The 18305-nt window shown below is 39.2% G+C and carries 15 protein-coding genes and 1 pseudogene; all 16 read left to right on the forward strand.

Features of this window, described 5'->3' with window-relative positions; genetic code table 11:
• Positions 1-3: 3 nt before the first annotated feature.
• The 16 genes and pseudogenes from KEM09_RS22145 to KEM09_RS14560 all read left to right on the forward strand — a co-directional run bounded on the left by KEM09_RS22145 (position 4) and on the right by KEM09_RS14560 (position 18256).
• Positions 4-165 (forward strand): T9SS type A sorting domain-containing protein, encoded by a 162-nt coding sequence (locus KEM09_RS22145; RefSeq protein WP_212229506.1) that lies wholly within the window; start codon positions 4-6, stop codon positions 163-165.
• A gap of 91 nt (positions 166-256) precedes the next feature.
• Positions 257-670: a Fur family transcriptional regulator gene (locus KEM09_RS14490; protein WP_212229381.1), complete on the forward strand. Its 414-nt coding sequence runs from the start codon at positions 257-259 to the stop codon at positions 668-670.
• Between the two features lie 56 nt (positions 671-726).
• Positions 727-1128: a hypothetical protein gene (locus KEM09_RS14495; protein ID WP_212229383.1), complete on the forward strand. Its 402-nt coding sequence runs from the start codon at positions 727-729 to the stop codon at positions 1126-1128.
• 73 nt (positions 1129-1201) lie between these two features.
• A complete protein-coding gene (locus KEM09_RS14500) occupies positions 1202-1678 on the forward strand; it encodes a hypothetical protein (protein ID WP_212229385.1) in 477 nt (158 codons plus the stop codon).
• A gap of 5 nt (positions 1679-1683) precedes the next feature.
• Positions 1684-6024, forward strand: a complete 4341-nt coding sequence (locus tag KEM09_RS14505; RefSeq protein ID WP_212229387.1) for a CusA/CzcA family heavy metal efflux RND transporter — start codon at positions 1684-1686, stop codon at positions 6022-6024.
• Positions 6025-6090: 66 nt separating this feature from the next.
• Positions 6091-7398 (forward strand): efflux RND transporter periplasmic adaptor subunit, encoded by a 1308-nt coding sequence (locus tag KEM09_RS14510; protein WP_212229388.1) that lies wholly within the window; start codon positions 6091-6093, stop codon positions 7396-7398.
• A 132-nt stretch (positions 7399-7530) separates the two neighbouring features.
• Positions 7531-7836: a hypothetical protein gene (locus KEM09_RS14515; RefSeq protein ID WP_212229389.1), complete on the forward strand. Its 306-nt coding sequence runs from the start codon at positions 7531-7533 to the stop codon at positions 7834-7836.
• A 15-nt stretch (positions 7837-7851) separates the two neighbouring features.
• Positions 7852-8286, forward strand: a pseudogene (locus KEM09_RS14520) (AlbA family DNA-binding domain-containing protein); the annotation flags it as partial.
• Between the two features lie 20 nt (positions 8287-8306).
• The gene (locus KEM09_RS14525) at positions 8307-8666 is read left to right on the forward strand and encodes an alkaline phosphatase family protein (RefSeq protein WP_212229390.1); all 360 of its coding nucleotides are present in this window, start codon (positions 8307-8309) and stop codon (positions 8664-8666) included.
• Positions 8667-8677: 11 nt separating this feature from the next.
• Positions 8678-9562, forward strand: coding sequence for a cation diffusion facilitator family transporter (locus tag KEM09_RS14530; protein ID WP_212229391.1), 885 nt, complete (start codon positions 8678-8680; stop codon positions 9560-9562).
• 284 nt (positions 9563-9846) lie between these two features.
• A complete protein-coding gene (locus tag KEM09_RS14535; RefSeq protein WP_212229392.1) occupies positions 9847-10290 on the forward strand; it encodes a phosphatase PAP2 family protein in 444 nt (147 codons plus the stop codon).
• Positions 10291-10715: 425 nt separating this feature from the next.
• Complete coding sequence (locus KEM09_RS14540; RefSeq protein WP_212229393.1) at positions 10716-11246, forward strand: RNA polymerase sigma-70 factor; 531 nt, start codon at positions 10716-10718, stop codon at positions 11244-11246.
• Between the two features lie 44 nt (positions 11247-11290).
• Entirely contained in the window at positions 11291-12349 is a 1059-nt protein-coding gene (locus KEM09_RS14545; protein ID WP_212229394.1) for a FecR family protein, read from the forward strand.
• 10 nt (positions 12350-12359) lie between these two features.
• Positions 12360-15773, forward strand: a complete 3414-nt coding sequence (locus KEM09_RS14550) for a SusC/RagA family TonB-linked outer membrane protein (RefSeq protein WP_212229395.1) — start codon at positions 12360-12362, stop codon at positions 15771-15773.
• A gap of 19 nt (positions 15774-15792) precedes the next feature.
• A complete protein-coding gene (locus KEM09_RS14555) occupies positions 15793-17274 on the forward strand; it encodes a SusD/RagB family nutrient-binding outer membrane lipoprotein (RefSeq protein ID WP_212229396.1) in 1482 nt (493 codons plus the stop codon).
• 46 nt (positions 17275-17320) lie between these two features.
• The gene (locus KEM09_RS14560) at positions 17321-18256 is read left to right on the forward strand and encodes a PKD domain-containing protein (protein ID WP_212229397.1); all 936 of its coding nucleotides are present in this window, start codon (positions 17321-17323) and stop codon (positions 18254-18256) included.
• The last annotated feature ends 49 nt before the right edge of the window (positions 18257-18305 follow it).

Below are 18305 nucleotides of genomic sequence, written 5' to 3' on the forward strand. Positions count from 1 at the left end.
GGCATTAACAACAAATTAGCTTACAAACTGTATGATATTCTAGGCAAGGAATTGAAAAACGGAATCATTTCACAAGGCGAAAAAATCAATGTCTCCGATTTAAACAAAGGACTCTATGTCATTAAGTTGGACAACAACAGAACCATCAATTTTATAAAAAAATAACCCAATTATAATTTGACCAGGTGCCTCTTTGTAAGGTTACAAAAGGGCTCCTGGTCAAAAAACCGGTTACTTATCTTTTATCATAATGAAAATGCTACCATCTATCGAGCTACAACTCATCAATAAAAAAGTTAAACCTACAGCCATGCGCCTGTTGGTGCTAGAGATTCTTTACAAAGACCGAAATGCGGTAAGCCTTTCTGATTTGGTTTCAAAATTTGAACGTGCTGAGAAATCAACGTTGTTCCGAACGCTGAAAACTTTTGAAGAAAAAAAAATCATTCATCGCATTGATGATGGAACAGGTAGTGTAAAGTATGCGCTATGCGCTGATGACTGCGATGACATGCACGAAGATGAGCATATTCATTTTGTGTGTACAGTATGTAAAAACACCATCTGCCTGAATAACATTAAAATACCTTCTATCAATCTGCCTAATAATTTTAAACTTAACGACCTGCAAATCATTGCAAAAGGCATATGCGACAAGTGCAACAGCTAACTTTGCAACCCGGTTGCACGAAAGAATTTCTACTTTTACCACAAAATTATTAAACTGTGAAGCGCATTCCCAACACATATAAACTAATGATGGTATTAGCTGGTTTGCTGATACTGGTGCACTTTGGAATGCCTCATAGTCATCATGCATTTAATGATCCGACCTGCCACATGGCAGATGACTATGATGATTTTGAACACAGTAACCACTCGAGTGAAGAATCAGAAACCTGTCACCTGTTGGAAGAACTTAGTTTTAATAACTACAATTTTTCCGAAACAGTTTTACCCGACATTTCATTTTTCATCAATAACTGCTTAATTCCTGCATCTGAACAAGATGTCAACAGACAAGGCACTCCACTTTATGAACCGCCTGTTATTAAGCATATATTGCTCAATCATCTTGCAACTAAATTAACTTTCAGGGGCCCTCCGCAGCCTGCGGTTGCGTGTTAAATTGATCCTCATACCTTTTTCATCCTATGATTATTGGTACCTGACAGTACTATAAAGGAAAAAAGAAGACAACATGAAGAAAAAGAAGCTAACAAAAGTAGAGCTTCTTGAGATTCAACGCCAACAAGACAAAAAATTTCGAAAATACTTATTGATCACTTTTTCAGGCTTGCTAACAATAGTAGTATGCACGCTTTTGTTTTATACCTATGGCTGCAATACTCGTCTGTGGATAAAAACATACACCAGCTATGGCAATACACTGCCTCCTGGTCAGGTATGTTTCACAGGTGAACAACTCAGTCCGCATGAAACGAAAAAAGTTCAAATTCACCAGCAAACATTCTATGTGTGCAGCGAACGCTGCCTGAATCTGCTGAAGAATCATTTTCGGGAATTTAGTCAGACAAAAGATCCGTTGACTCAGGAAACCATAAACAAAGCTAATGCGGTAATAGGACTGCAGAAACAAGGCTCAACCCATGTGCTGTTTTTTAAAAGCCAACAACACTTAAAAGCCTATTACAACTCATTGGCAACAAACAAATAACAATCATGATAAACAGTATATTATCATTCTCCATAAAGAATAAGCTGCTCATCGGTTTGATGACGATAGCACTGATATTTGGAGGTCTGTATTCAATGACGCAGATACCATTGGATGCCACCCCTGATATTACCAACAACCAGGTTCAGGTTATTACAGTGGCTCCTAATCTTAGCACCGAAGACATAGAACAGTTTGTGACCTATCAGGTAGAGCTGTCAATGTCGAACTTACCCAGTGTTACAGAAATCCGTTCGGTTTCACGTTTTGGGCTATCAGTGGTCACCATCGTATTTGAAGATGAAATGGGCACTTACCTCCCTCGCCAGCTGGTTGGTGAGGCTTTAGATGAAGTGCAGGAAAAAATACCGGCCGGCTTTGGCACGCCTGCAATGTCACCTATAAGTACCGGCCTGGGTGAAATTTACCAATATGCGTTAGAGGTTGAGCCTGGCTATGAAGACCAGTACAACAATATGGAGCTACGTTCTATACAAGACTGGATAGTCAAACGCCAGATGGCCATGCTATCGGGGGTGGTAGAAATTAATTCATTTGGTGGTGAAACCAAACAGTACGAAGTAGCCATTGAGCCCAATCAGCTTAAGAGCATGAATGTTACAATGACAGAGGTGTTCAAAGCCCTGCAGGATAACAACCAAAATACCGGGGGAGCCTACATCGAAAAAAATAACCAGATAAACTACATCCGGGGTGAGGGACTGGCCCGATCAGTTAAGGACATTGAAAACATGGTGATTAAGAGTGTTAATAATCGCCCTGTTTATATTCGTGATGTAGCCAAAGTACAGTTTGGCAGCGCCGTTCGTTATGGTGCCTTCACCCGCAATGGAAAAGGGGAAGCTGTTGGTGGCATTGTAATGATGCTGAAAGGTGAAAACTCCAACAAAGTTATTGCCAACGTGAAAGAACGCATTGAACAGATTCAAAAGTCACTCCCTGAAGGTGTCAGAATTGTTCCTTTCCTTGATAGAAGTGAGATGATTAAAAGCACCACATCAACAGTCGCTGAGAACCTGTCACTGGGAGCTTTAATCGTCATATTTGTATTGGTACTCATACTTGGCAATATGCGAGGAGGACTTATTGTGGCTACAGTCATCCCCTTATCGCTTCTGTTTGCATTTATCATGATGCATATCTTTGATGTTTGGGCCAACCTCATGAGCCTGGGTGCCATCGACTTTGGCATACTCATCGATGGTGCTGTTATACTAATAGAAGGCATGATATTTTACCTGGGCGACAAGACCTATATTGGCAGGAAACTGACACAGCTGGATAAAGACAAAATAGCGTTTAAGATTTCAAGTGGTATGATGAACTCGGTATTCTTTGGCCAAATCATCATCATGATAGTGTTCATTCCATTGTTAGCCCTGCAGGGCATCGAAGGTAAAATGTTTAAGCCCATGGCTCTCACGTTTGGATTTGCTGTTATTGGCGTCACCTTCCTTTGCCTTACATATGTGCCAATGATGATGGCCTTATTCCTTAAACCTCCCAAAAAGGAAAAACAGACTTTTGGTGACAAGTTCATCAGGCGCCTTGAAAACACTTACCAGCCAATGCTTGAGTGGACTCTGAACAACACAAAGAAGGTCATGCTCGGAGTAAGTGGTCTGTTTATTGTCTCAGCCATTCTGTTCAGTAATATGGGAGGAGAATTCGTTCCTCAGCTCGATGAAGGCAACCTGGCCATGCACATCCTTTTAAAACCAGGCACAGACCTAACAAATGTGGTGGAGAAATCAACTGCTGTTGAGAAACTATTGGTCGACCAATTCCCTGATGAAATAGAATCCATTCAAACACGCATTGGTGTGGCAGACATTCCTACCGATCCAATGCCCATTGATATTGGCGACTGCTTTATTATCCTCAAAGATAAAGACAATTGGACAGCTGCCGGCAGTAAAGAAGAACTGCTTGAATTATTTAAAGAAACCGTGAGCGTGATACCTGGTATTAATTATGAATTTTCGCAACCTGTAGAGATGCGCTTTAATGAGTTGCTCACAGGCATCCGAGAAGATCTGGCTATTAAACTATACGGCGAAGATTTGGAGATACTGGCCCAAAAGGCTGCTGAGATAGAGAAACTGGTAGCAAACATCAATGGTGTTGGTGACATACGCACCGAAGCAACTAAAGGGTTGCCCCAAATAACCGTGAATTACAACCGGGAGCAATTAGCTTACTATGGGGCCAACATCAGTGATCTTAATACCATTATTAAAACGGCTTTTAATGGCAGTGCCGCCGGAGTGGTGTATGAAGGTGAAAAACGCTTTGATTTAGTTGTGAGGTTAAACCAGGATAACAGACGTGACATAGAAGATGTTAAAACCCTGTTTATCCCGCTTCCAAACGGGCAGCAGATTCCGCTGCAGGAATTGGCAGATGTGGACTATCAGCCAGGTCCCATGCAAATAAGTCGCGACAATACCAACCGAAGCACCTATGTTGGCATCAATGTCCGAGGACGTGATGTAAAGACCCTGGTGCAGGAAATAGAAGAAAAACTGGATGCTCAATTGGATTTACCGGCTGGCTATTACATACGCTATGGTGGTGCCTTTGAAAACCTGGAACGTGCCAGCAAGCGGTTAATGATTGTTGTGCCAATCGCACTGGCGCTTATTTTTGTAATGCTCTTTATGGCCCTTAAGTCAATCCCACACACCTTGCTGGTTTATATGGCCATTCCTCTTTCGGCAATGGGTGGTATCATCAGCCTTTATATTCGCGATATGCCTTTTAGTATATCTGCTGGTGTCGGCTTCATTGTAATATTTGGAGTTGGCGTGATGGATGGCCTGGTGCTGATAGGCTCTTTTAAGGAACAAAAGGAAAATGGCATTACCAGTCTACGTGACATAATAGTTAAAGGTGCCACAAGGCGGGTTCGTCCGGTTTTCCTGCTTGCCAGTACCGATATTCTTGGTTTTATACCTATGGCCTTATCAACTTCAGCAGGCGCCGAGGTACAACGCCCATTGGCAACCGTGGTTATTGGAGGTTTATTTACCGAAACCTTGCTGACCTTGTTTATTGTGCCCCTTTTATACCAATGGCTTGAAGGCAGAAAAGAAAAAAAACAAACAACTAAAAATCTGAAGACTCCCATCTCCCTGGGCATTGGATTATGCCTATTAACATTTGGCTTTAGCCCTGCAATAGCACAAGATGGTGGTAACACATCCCTGTCGCTTTCTGAAGCAATTACTATTGCCAAGGAGAACTATCCAACGCTAAAAGCAGCCGAATTGCAGGTTAAACAAAACAAATCATTAAAAGGAAGCGCTTTCAATTTAGGCAATACCAGTTTTTCAATGGGAAAAGAGGAAGTAGGCAGTAACGCCCCGGGCGTAGCAAATCGTCTTGTTGTTGAGCAAACGGATATTGATATTTTGGGTATTGCCGCTAAACGTAAGCTTCAACAAGCAAATGTAAATGTTGCAGTTGCAGAGGTAAACCTCACTGAAGACAATCTGGAGCTGCAGGTCAGCAATGCCTTTAACACCTTACTCTACTTTGTACATACAAGAGGATTATATCAACAAATTGATAAGATATACCGGGACTTTGTTAAAGCGGCAGAATTACGTTACAAAACAGAGCAAAGCTCAAAGCTGGAATATTTGGCAGCCACAACCAAATACAATGAGCTACAGGTTAAAATTCAACAAATTGAAGGGGAGCTCATGGCTGCTCATCGAAAACTCAATCAGTTTTTGCTCCTGCCCAACGAATTTGAAGTTGCAGATGCCAATAACGAGCCTCTGAATATTGATATCTTAAACACGGAAAGTAACGCACAGTTACTGCTGGCTCGCGAACAACTCGAACGTGCTGAAAGAATCTGGAAACAAGAAAAAGCAGCCATGCTGCCCAAATTCAATCTGGCCTACAGCAATCAGTCTGTTGATGGAGTTTCAGGATACTATGGCTATTCTGCAGGTATATCAATTCCATTATTTAACGGGCAAAATGCAAAAACCAAAGCTGCCCGTACCGGTGTACTTATTGAAGAACAAAAACAATTATCTGCGCAGCTGGAAATTAAATCATTACTGGCACAGCGAATGGCACAGTACGAGAGCGCTGCAAAGGTGCAAAATTATTACCAGTCAGAAGCACTGCCATTGGCCGACGAGCAAATGAAAGCTACAACATTGGCCTATCAGCTTGGTGAAATTGACTATACCGAGTTAATTCAGAACATGGAAACAATACTTAACACCAAACAAATGTACATTGATGCCAACCTGAATTACAGGAATTTAAAGGCTGAATTAATCTACCTGACAGGCTCTAATTAATCACCTGCATAAGTAGCAATAAAAGCACAAACAGGAACATTCGAATAATTAACAAATAATACAATTATGGAATCAATAAGATATATTAGTCTATTTATTTTACTTATCAGCGGCTTGCTTATCACCAGCTGCAATTCATCACCAAGTAAAAAAGATGAACACGGACACAGCGCACAGGATGAACATGATGATGAGGCTCTTGAGGGCATGGTGGTCTTAAACGAAAAGCAACGCTCTGCACTTAATCTCAAATTGGGAGTTATTCAGGAACGTACGATGGCAGGTTTTATAAAAACCAACGGTCAACTGGAAGTTTCACCTGCCGATAAAGCAGAAATTACAGCCTTTATGGGTGGAAATGTCAAATCGATCAGTGTATTTGAAGGTGACAAAGTTCGTAAAGGACAGATACTGGCTACCCTTGAACACCCTGATTATATCAGTCTGCAACAGGAGTACATCGAAAGCTTTAACAACTTTACCTTCTTAGCAAAAGAGTATGATCGACAAAAAGCCCTGTATGACAACAATGTAGGCTCGGGCAAGAATTTTCAAAAAGTAGAAGCAGACTATAACGCTGCCAAATCATCCTACGAGGGCTTAGGTATTCGTTTACAGATGCTCAACTTAAATACAACTACGATAAAAAAAGGAGTTATCAGCCAGAGTGTCAATATCCTTTCACCGGTGGAAGGCTATGTAAGCCAGGTGGATATCAGTATTGGAGCTTATGTTGATGCGCAAACCAAACTATTCTCAGTTGTAAATAATGATAAGATACATGCCGACCTTTTGGTATATGAAAAAGATATGCCACATGTTCGAGTTGGCCAGAAAGCCCGCTTACGGATAGCCAATCAGGACAAAGAACATCCAGCTACAATATTTGCCATTGCCAAGAAATTTCAAAAAGACATAAAAGCAATTGTTGTACACGCCACCTTTGATGACTCACCAGTCAATTTAATTGCAGAAAGCTATGTAAGCGGCGAAATTTTTAACGACAAAGAGCTTATGATGGCCGTGCCCGAATCTGCAATAGTAGAAGATGAAGGGAAAAGCTATATATTTATTGTTAACCCAATGGCTACTAACGAGGCCGCACACCATGATGAGCATGAGGATCATGGACATGATGAAACCGATGATGACCACCATCAAAATGATGGACATGAAGATGGAGATCATACAGCCGATCATGATGGAGACAATATCGCGTTTCGTATGGTTGAAGTCATTCCCGGACTGATTGATAATGGCTATGTAGCGATTACAATTCCGGAAGCAATTAGTGATGATGCACAGGTAGTAATGGAAGGTGCTTTTTATCTGTTATCAGATTTGAAAAAGAGCGAAGCCGCACATAGTCACTAATACCCTTTAATTTGGATGATGGCACCTGGATCTTCCCAATCCGGGTGCCTTAATCATTACCATTCCTATTTTTTACACACTTCTACAAAATCCCATTCCAACAATAATCTTCCTGTTAAATACAAAGCCATTATGAAAAAGAAAACGAAAGAGATAATTAAGTGGCAGCTTATTTGTATATCAGCCATCAGCTTGCTTACCTTCCCCTTTTTAAGTGCGTTATTTCAATATGAGTTTAGTGCCCATAGTACATCATTTTTTCGAACATTACAATCAACTTATACCACCATATTTATTCCTAATGATATAGAAGGTGTTGTTCTTTTGTCTTTAACTATTTTCTTAGGTATTACCAATGGTCTGTTGATTGCCAGAAGGCAGCTTCGAAAAGGCATTTGTAAACTTGATGTTGAAGAAATTCATAGATTAATATCCTAAGGTGAAAATGAAGAAGTTGAGTTTAAATCATCTCTGAGATATGACTACCACCAGGTAAAAAACAATAAAAATCTGGAGCATGAAGTATTAAAAGCAGTCTGCGGATTTCTGAATGCTGAAGGTGGTAAACTACTTATCGGTGTAAGCGATTATGGAGAAATATTAGGCTTATCGAATGATTACTGGACTTTAAAAAAGATGAGTAAAGATGGTTTCGAACAAAGACTCATTCTGATTATCTCTAACATGATAGGCAAAAAGTTTTGCAAACAGGTTCATATTACATTTGCCCAGTTAGATGGTAAAGAAATATGTATCATACATATTGAAAAATCAAAACAACCAGCCTTTCTAAAAGAGAACAGCAGAACCATTTTTTACCTCAGAACCGGCAACCTCACCAATCCGTTAACAACAAAAGAGGCTGTAGAATATTTACAGAGTAACTAATGAACAAATCAAACTTAATTATGAGGCTTTTATATTCGACTATTGCCCTACTGCTTACAATACAAGCCTGTAATAAATCTACGGATTCAACTTCCTTTAAGGCGCTCTTTTTTTCGGAGGGAAGACTGGAAAATCAGGTTACTTATACATTAGGAGAAGATGGTTCGGTGGTTGTAACCTATAAGAACAATCAGTCATTAAGTGCTATTACAGGCTGCTATAAGTATTCATCAGATACTAAAAGAGGTACACTATACCTACCTGATAACTTCATTCAGGAATTTGAAATAAGAAACGACTCGTTACTGTTAATTAATAATAGTATATTTTGCAAAGGGCATCCTAATGGTCATGTCAATCAACACCATCATAACAACTAACATTTCAAGTTATGGAACACAAACATCATCACAATGAAACAAATTATAATAAGCCATTTGCTATTGGCATCATACTAAATGTCACCTTTATTGCGGTTGAGTTATTTTATGGTTTTGTAGCTAACTCATCAGCATTAATTGCCGATGCAGGGCATAACGCCAGTGATGTTTTAGGACTTATTTTTGCGTGGTTTGCCATTTGGATGGCATCAAAAAAACCAAACAGCAGATACAGCTACGGGTTTAAGAAGAGTACTATTCTGATATCATTACTAAATGCCTTGCTCCTATTTGCAGCTGTAATTTTCATAGCCTGGGATGCAATTGGCAAATTTACCAACCCCGAACCCATTGGAGGTACGCAGGTGATGGTGGTGGCAGCCATCGGAGTTATCATAAATACTTTCACAGCTCTGCTTTTTATAAGAGGACAAAAAGACGACTTAAATATAAAGGGTGCTTTCCTGCACATGGCTGCTGATGCAGGTGTTTCGTTAGGAGTTGTTATTGCCGGCTTGCTTATAAAAATAACCGGTGCGTTATGGTTTGATCCTATTATGAGTTTCATCATTATACTCGTCATTTTATGGGGCACATGGAGCTTATTTATCGAATCAATAAACCTTGCATTAGATGGTGTTCCGAGAAATGTTGACTACAACAAGGTTAAACAAAGCATTCTGGAAATTGAACAGGTGATATCCATACATGATCTACACATCTGGGCATTAAGCACCAACGAAAACGTCTTATCTGCTCATATAGTAAGCAATCAAACGAATAACGAATTGCTATTAAATAAGATCAAAACCATCCTGTCTGATAACTATAACCTTCATCATGTAACTATTCAGATTGAAAATGAAGAGACCAACATGACTTGTAATCCTTGTTAAACCAGGCCATTCCTGGCCTAAAGTTTTAAAACCATGATTTCCGATAGGACAATACAATCAATATTACAACATTACAATTACTATTTATGAAATTATTATTACTAGGCGTTTTAACTCTTAGTTTACCATTATATGCGTCTAATTCAGATACAGTACAAGTACATACCCATCGATTTAAGAACCAATCGTTATTAATTCCTGCTACTTTAATTAGCTATGGAGCAATAGAAACAATGGTCGGTGGAAAGAAGCTGTTAAATTAAAGTATTGGTCACGAAGTAAAAGTGCATATAGATAACAGTATCAGTATCGATGATTTCAGTCAATATGCCCCTATCGCTTCTGTTTATGCATTAAACCTGATGGGAATAGAAGGGCGACATAAGCTTCTTGAACAAACAATTCTCCTATCGATAGCATCAGGCATTACAGCGCTTACCGTTAACAGTTTAAAATACTCAACTAAGGTATTGCGCCCAGATGGAACCTCCTATAACTCTTTCCCATCCGGACATACAGCAATCGCATTTATGGGTGCTGAATTTCTCTGGCAGGAATATAAACACCATTCAATCTGGTATGGCATTGGAGGTTATTCAGTTGCATCCGCAACTGGCCTCTTTAGAATATACAACGACCGGCATTGGTTTGGTGATGTAATAGCTGGAGCAGGCATTGGTATGCTATCTGCTAAATTTGCTTACTGGCTTTATCCTCAGATTAGCTGATCTAAAAAAAACTCAGTATGCCTCCCCTATTACAACGGGCAACAAATGGGTATTTCAATCTCCTGTAAACTATAATTTGTGCTCTTTCATATAGACAACGCGCTTCTTCATCCTCCACTTAAGTCCATTCAACAGTTATAAAAAATTATTGAGCACCAGCTACTTATCCATATTTACTTCTGGTATTCATGCTTCGCGAGGATTCAATGCCATAAGCTCTTGTTTAAGACCGTCATTAACCGCAGATAAAAGTTAATTTTGCATACTTTATTTCATAATGTTCAAAAGTATCATTGATTAGTCTAAATAAACCTGTATATTTCTACTCGCTCAAATAAATCGCACGGAAGATTAAGGAATTTCCCTAAAACAGATTGAGCAGAAATGTATTTGACAGCGAAACAAGCAAACAATTAGAGGCGTACATGAATATCAAACATTTAGAAGAACTCTACAAATTACATTATAGAACTGTTTACAGTTATGCAGCTCATTTTGTGAATGATCATTCTTCACGTTTGGATATTGTACACGATGTTTTCACATACATAATTGAAAACAAGGAAACATTGCAGTTTAATAAATCTGCCAAATCTTATCTTTTATCTGCTTGCCATAATACATGCCTCAACTACATTAAAAAGCAAAAAGTAAGGCAACGCTATGTGAGTGAAATACTGGATGAGGATTCAAATTTTGTTAATGGATATGATACTGTTTTCGAACAAGAATTAAGAAATAAAATTGAAACAATTTTAAGTGAACTACCTAAACAATGTAGGCTAATATTTGAACTGAGCCGCCTAAAAGGCATGAAGCACAAAGAGATTGCAGACATACTTGACATCTCCCCTAAAACAGTGGAAACTCAGATATACCGTGCTTTAAAAACATTCAAAAAGGTCCTTAAAACTGATATTTTAATTTTTATTTACATTTTTTTGGAAATGTTGTAAGTGAATTTACGTGCTCAGCTGCCTATTATATTGAAAGCACCAAAATGAATAAAGATAATTACATATCAACACTGATTGTTCGGATTTTAAAGAATGATGAATTAAGTGAACAAGAACACAAGGAGCTTGTGAACTGGTTGAATAGGAGTCCGGAGAATAAACTCGAATTAAGCCAACTGAATTTAATTTGGACTTACCTCGACTCGTATAAGTATATTAATGAGGAAATTATCGAACAACAGTGGGCAAAATTACAGGAAACTGCAAGCAACAGGAATAGGATACTGACCATTTGGAGACAATACAGTCGCTTTGCAGCCGTTTTTGTAATGGGAATTATCATTGCAGGCCTGTCAATGTATACATACCAGCATACTGGTAAACAACAAGTATCACAGCATAGCATCGAAGTTCCCTATGGCAGTAAATCACACATTTACCTTCCTGACGGAACTAAAGTTGTTTTAAATGCAGGAAGTAATCTCAGCTATACGAATCAATATGGACTAAATGACAGGACTGTTTTTTTGGAAGGAGAAGCCTATTTTCATGTGAGCAAGAACCAAACAAAACCCTTTAATGTGGTAACATCTCATCTGGTAGTAAGAGCTTATGGTACCGTTTTCAATGTTGAGTCATACGCTGATGATGATGAAGTAAGAACAACCTTGGTTGAAGGCAAAATAAGTGTTCAGGAGAATATTAATGTACAAAATGAATCATCCAAAGAAATTTTTGTCAGACCAAAAGAACAAGTAATATACCACAAGTTATCTAGTACTGATGCGTTACAATTAGAGGAGAAAATAGCTATCACGTCCAACGTAGATATTGATTTATGTACCGCCTGGGTTAGCGATCGTATCTATCTTAAAAGTGAACTATTAAGTGATTTGGTTGTCAGGTTACAGCGTAAGTACAACGTAAAAATTCATTACGACGAAAAAGCATTGGGAAGCCTTCGTTTCTCAGGAGAATTAGAAAATGAAACCATCGAACAGGTGATGAAAGCCATACAACTAACAGCACCTGTAGACTTCGAAATAAAGAACAGAGATATATGGATAACTAACAGAAATGCCACTCTAGACAGCAATAACTAAACAAAATAATATGAAAAAATATTCCTCTTGTTCTGCAACATGCAGAAAAACATCCCTCGGGTTGATTAGGGCACTATACGTCCTTTTCACTATAACATTTCTACTTTTTTCAGGTACGCGTGCCATTGCTCAAAATATCAAACTAGATGATAAAACGGAAGCTATATCAGTCAAAGAATTATTTAAAACCATCCAGAAAGAAACAGGTTACAGGTTCTTTTATAACGTTGAAATAGAAGGCCTTGAGAAGATGGTAAGGATTAATATCAAAAAGAAAGAAATAGAAGAAATTCTTAATGAACTAAAAACACAAACTAACCTGCAATTCAGAAGATTAGAAAACAATTTAATTGTAGTTGCTCCGAATGACAATGTGCAGGAATCAATAACTGTAACGGGTACAATTAGATCAAAGCACGACAATAGCCCTCTTCCTGGTGTTAATGTTTATATTAAAGGTACAACATATGGAACTATATCCGATACGGAAGGTAAGTATGAACTTAAAGTCGATAATCCCTATGAAGTAATTGTGTTTTCGTTTATTGGTTACGAATTAGTTGAAGAACCAATCAATGGTCGTGAGAAAATAAACATAAAGCTAAGCGAAGATAATGCTGCATTGGGTGAGGTAGTTGTAACAGCTTTGAATATCGCGCGGGATAAAAGCTCACTGGGCTACTCCGTTACACAAATTAATAGTGATGAGGTTAATGAAGCCAAAGAAAATAACCCTATCAACTCTTTAGCAGGAAAAGTATCTGGCTTACAGATTACAAAAGCACCTACCGGAGTTGATGGTTCAACGCGGGTTGTGTTAAGGGGTATCTCTTCAATATATGGTAACAACAGGCCATTGTTTGTTATAGATGGTATACCAATGGATGCCAGTTCCGGAGGGGCAAATCGTTGGGGAGGCACCGACGGTGGTGATGCCCTGTCAGATCTTAATCCGAATGACATTGAATCAATGAGTGTGCTAAAAGGGGCTGGAGCTTCAGCCTTATATGGTTCGCGCGGTGCCAACGGGGTGGTACTAATTACTACTAAAAAAGGACTTAAACGCAAAGGAATTGGCGTGACAGTCAATTCAAGCTACAGCATGGAAACACCCATGACAACACCCAACTTTCAGAATAAATATGGACAAGGTGCATTTGGAAGCTACCCCCCTTTGAATGGCCCCAACGGCCCCAATAATGACCACCCCTGGATATGGAGCTATGGGCCTAAAATGGACGGCCAAACTGTAGTTAACTGGTATGGAGAGGAAGAAGCGATGTTGCCCCAACAGAATCCGTACGATGAGTTTTTCAGAACAGGAAGCAACATAACCAACAGCTTGTCCTTTGAAGGAGGTGATGAGAACAGTTCATTCAGAGCCTCTATAACCGATCAAAGATCTAAAGGCATTGTGCCTAATAATAACCTAAACAGACAAACACTAGCACTGAGAGGCTTCTCTAAACTTGGCAGTAAAGTAGAATTTGATGGAAAAATAACTTACATACACAGTGAGGTCGAAAACCGTCCGGCTTTAGCTGAAGATGGTGCCAATATTGTGATGTCTTTAGATGTTTTACCCCGTAATATCGGCCTGCAGTCGTTAAGGAACAACATATATGATGAAAACGGTAATGAGTTCAAGTGGACCTCTGATCAAACATTTAACAATCCATATTGGATACTAGAAAACATACATAACGAAGATGAAAAAAACAGGCTGCAAACCATGTTGTCGGTTAAATGGGAAATGATAAAAGACCTTAATTTATCCTTGCGTTCGGGTTTCGACTTCATTAATAAGCGGTATATGGCTTATGAAAATACCGGACGGGCTGATTCATACAATGGGCTTGGGTATAAAGTGCAGAGTACAAACAACAATATTGAATGGAACTCAGACTTCTTGCTTGCCTATCATAAAGCATTTAATGACACATGGACAGCTAATTTAAGCATTGGTGGTAATTACATGTATTACGAAGGACGTGGATTAAGCCAAAGTGGCATCAAAATGAAAGAACCTGATTTCTTTCATTTAAGTAACTATAGCGATATCAATTCATCGGAGTGGTTTGGACAGAAAGAGGTATACTCACTATATGGTATGACACAGATTGCCTATAAAAACTATGTTTATCTGGACTTAACCTACCGCAACGACTGGTCATCCACCCTCCCATTGGACAACAACTCATACGGCTATCATTCCGAGAATCTTAGCTTTTTATTTTCTGAAGCATTCAATATAAAAAACCATATTTTATCGAGTGGAAAACTGCGTGCTTCGTATGCCAAAGTAGGTAATGATACCGGTGCCTACCAAATCGATCAATATTATGGAATTGTACAAAGTCAGCATCCATACCCGATGGCCTACATAGGTGATGTACTCCCATTTTATAATTTGATGCCCGAGGAAACACAATCATATGAAGTGGGTACCGACTTAAAACTGCTTAACAACCGTTTAGGCATTGATGCAACCTATTACTACAGCTTATCAGATAAGCAAATAATGTCGGTGGACCTTGCCCCTACATCAGGCTATGGTGCCAAAAAAATGAATGCCGGTGAAATAGAGAATAGAGGAATAGAATTACAACTGAGTGGCCAGCCTATACAAACACACAACGGACTCAATTGGGATGTTTCATTAACCTGGTCGACTAATAAGAATGAGGTCAAACAGCTATACGGAGATATACCTTATCTGCCGCTAGGGTCTGATTTTCATGCCGAAATTAGAGCTTACCCCGGACAACCATATGGTCAAATATATACTACCGACTTTAAAAGAGATCAGTTTGGCAACAAACTCATTGATGATAATGGCTTTCCGTTTAAAGGGGATAAAAAAGTAATGGGCAATATTAACCCCGACTGGATGGCAGGCTTAAGCAACAGGTTGTCTTATAAAACTCTCTCACTAAACTTTTTAATCGATATGCAAAAGGGTGGAGATATCTACTCATGGAGTAAAGCTTACCGTGGTCTGTTTGGCACCAGCGTCGAGACCCTTGAGGGAAGAGATGAATGGTATGCAGGCACAGGTGGTTACGTTGAAAATGGCATCAATGAAAATACAGGTAAGCCCAACACAACCGCTATTTCTCCAACTTACAGGTGGTATCATGTCTACAATAAAGAAATTGGTGCTGAATGGATACAAGATGGCACCAATATTCGCTTGAGAGAAGTGGTTGTTAACTATACTCTTCCTAATAAATGGATGTCCAAAACTCCCTTTACAAATGTGAGCATCTCTCTTGTTGGCAGAAACCTATTTTTCTTCTATAAGGCCATGGAGCATGTTGATCCTGAATCGGCTTTCGGAAGTGGTAATGTATCTACTGGGTTCGAGCATTCCTCTTTGCCATCGACCCGATCATATGGTGCCAATTTAAAGGTTAATTTTTAATTATATAAAATTATTGACTATGAGAACGATATATATCATCTTGATTTTAAGCAGCTATATAATACTGGGGGCTTGTGATGATCGATTGGAAAAAATAAACACGAACCCCAATGCTCAAAACACTATCGATCCGGAATACTTGTTTTCCAGTGCGGTATTATATACTAACGGCGGATTAGCTTACATTGGTTTTGAGTGGCCTTTCGGGCTTCAGTATGGACATTACTACGTAGGTAATAATATTCCACGATTCATTGATAATTACTACGACAACTACACTGAAACTTTTTACAGTGATCCCTTTAATTATTTCTTTAAAGAACAAATCCGGCATATCAAAGAAGTAATACGCATGACCAGAAAAGGAGGAGAATATGAAAACCATGTTCGCTACTCCCTAGCCAAAATAGTAGAATCCTATAATTACATCCGGGTTGCAGATGCTTATGGAGCTGTACCGTATACCCAAGGAGGTTATGGCCAGGAAGAAATACTGTACCCCGTATACGACCAGGTAGAGGATATTTATAAAACCATCTTTAATGAACTTCAGCTAGCCATTGCGGTTTTAAAAGAGGCCAATCCTGAAGAGGCATTTCCTGGGGCAGACCCACTGTATGAAAACGATCTGGAACAATGGATTCGCTTTGCCAACTCATTGCGATTAAGAATGGCTATGCGTGTTCGGTTTGTCGAGCCCGCGTTATCAAAAACCATTGTTAATGAGTGCTTGAAAGAGCCTTTAATAGTGGAAAATGCAGATAATGCCAAACGACTATATGAAGAAAATGATCGTGCCGAATTTTACAACCCGCTAAATCATATGCTCCGAGTTTATTACACCGTAAAAGTGAGCGACAAACTTGTAGAGACCTTAAAAAGTAAAAATGACCCTCGTTTGAACATCTTCATTCGTCCGAATGATGATGGTGAATTTATAGGTTTACCCAACGGACTAAGCGATGAAGCTCTCCCCAACTGGAATATGGATAAAATGTGTATACCTACCGATACTTTAGTAGGTAAAGGTGCAACCGCCTATATGCTCACGGCTTCTGAAGTTTGTTTTCTGAGAGCCGAAGCCGCATTATTTAATCTGAGTGATGAAAATTCTGAGGCCTGGTATCAAAAAGGCATTGAACAGGCATTAAAACAATGGGAAGTCGACCCAGAGCTTATTGAAACCTACCTGACGAGCAGTGAAGCATCCTTAAGTGGCTCACAAGAAGAACAGTTTGAGCAAATAGCCACCCAGATGTGGATCGGCTTCTTGCCTGATGCCTTTGAAGGTTGGACAAATATCAGAAGAACGGGTTATCCGGTTATTGAACAACGCAGAGCCCCGGTTTATGATTTAGGCGTTACCAATGGGGTACTGCCCAAACGCTTCAGGTATGCGGCAAACGAAACTAACCTGAATAGCTCCAACTATCAGGCAGCCATTAAACTACAAGGTCCCGACGAAGTAACAACACCGCTTTGGTGGGATGTAAAAGACTGACATTCAATGTTAAATAATCCATATTAGAAATTTAAACTAAAGTTTTATGAAAAATTTATTATTAGCCTCCGCAATGTTATTTTCAATTGCTGTGGCATTGGTATCGTGTGGTAGTGACGATGCAACACCAGCTCCTATTGTAGAAGTTTATGCAGAAGCAAGTACAGAAAACCCTTATTCTTTTACATTTTCAACAATCGACAAATATGTGAAAGAGTATCATTGGGATTTTGGCGATGGTAATACCAGTATAGAAAAATCTCCGACCCATACCTATGAGCAATCGGGTGAGTATAATGTATCTGTAACAGTAAAAGGTGATGGTGGAGAAACTGTAGCAACCAAACAAATAGAAATTTTGGCCTCTATTGAAGAGTTATTATCAGGAGGAGCCGCTATGCCAAATGGGAAAACATGGGTAATGAGTACTACCGCCAATACGGGTACAGATGGCGTATCTAATAAAGTAGCTGAACCACTTACCTCTGCCGACATTGCATTTCCGCCTACAGACAACCTATTAGCCCTTATTGGACTTGGGGATGAGTATGATAACCTTTACACTTTTAAACACGATGGCAACTATTCAATTGACTTTGTTAATGGTATTTGTATTGGAGGTTATATGTATACAGCCTTGAATGGACTCGATGAGGCTTCATCTCCAGGAAATGGATTAGCTACTATCAATCACACTGAACCAACAAATGCTTCATGGACTCTTGAAAAAGGAGTTAACCTGAGCATTGAAGCTGCTAACGAGGTAGATGGTGGCATTGAGCAAGTAACTGTTAATTTCGAGAATGTAGACGTGATTACATTCAATAATGGGGGTTTCATTGGTTTATTGGATTATACACCTAAAGCCATAATTCGTGAAATATCATCAACCAGGTTAAGTCTGACTTTATTTTTACATGGGGTACTTGACCACCCAACTAAACCATCTAACTTAATTACAATTACTTTTGATGCTCAATAACTAATAATACGAGGCTGTCAGTTTACGACAGCCTCTTTTTTTATAGCAA

The organism is Carboxylicivirga mesophila (genome assembly GCF_018271975.1).
Classification (GTDB): Bacteria; Bacteroidota; Bacteroidia; order Bacteroidales; family Marinilabiliaceae; genus Carboxylicivirga; species Carboxylicivirga mesophila.

Coding starts and splice junctions, on each gene's coding strand:
- KEM09_RS14490 (WP_212229381.1), top strand. CDS start 257: ATGCTACCATCTATCGAGCTACAACTCATCAATAAAAAAGTTAAACCT.
- KEM09_RS14500 (WP_212229385.1), top strand. CDS start 1,202: ATGAAGAAAAAGAAGCTAACAAAAGTAGAGCTTCTTGAGATTCAACGC.
- KEM09_RS14505 (WP_212229387.1), top strand. CDS start 1,684: ATGATAAACAGTATATTATCATTCTCCATAAAGAATAAGCTGCTCATC.
- KEM09_RS14510 (WP_212229388.1), top strand. CDS start 6,091: ATGGAATCAATAAGATATATTAGTCTATTTATTTTACTTATCAGCGGC.
- KEM09_RS14515 (WP_212229389.1), top strand. CDS start 7,531: ATGAAAAAGAAAACGAAAGAGATAATTAAGTGGCAGCTTATTTGTATA.
- KEM09_RS14525 (WP_212229390.1), top strand. CDS start 8,307: ATGAGGCTTTTATATTCGACTATTGCCCTACTGCTTACAATACAAGCC.
- KEM09_RS14530 (WP_212229391.1), top strand. CDS start 8,678: ATGGAACACAAACATCATCACAATGAAACAAATTATAATAAGCCATTT.
- KEM09_RS14540 (WP_212229393.1), top strand. CDS start 10,716: ATGAATATCAAACATTTAGAAGAACTCTACAAATTACATTATAGAACT.
- KEM09_RS14545 (WP_212229394.1), top strand. CDS start 11,291: ATGAATAAAGATAATTACATATCAACACTGATTGTTCGGATTTTAAAG.
- KEM09_RS14550 (WP_212229395.1), top strand. CDS start 12,360: ATGAAAAAATATTCCTCTTGTTCTGCAACATGCAGAAAAACATCCCTC.
- KEM09_RS14555 (WP_212229396.1), top strand. CDS start 15,793: ATGAGAACGATATATATCATCTTGATTTTAAGCAGCTATATAATACTG.
- KEM09_RS14560 (WP_212229397.1), top strand. CDS start 17,321: ATGAAAAATTTATTATTAGCCTCCGCAATGTTATTTTCAATTGCTGTG.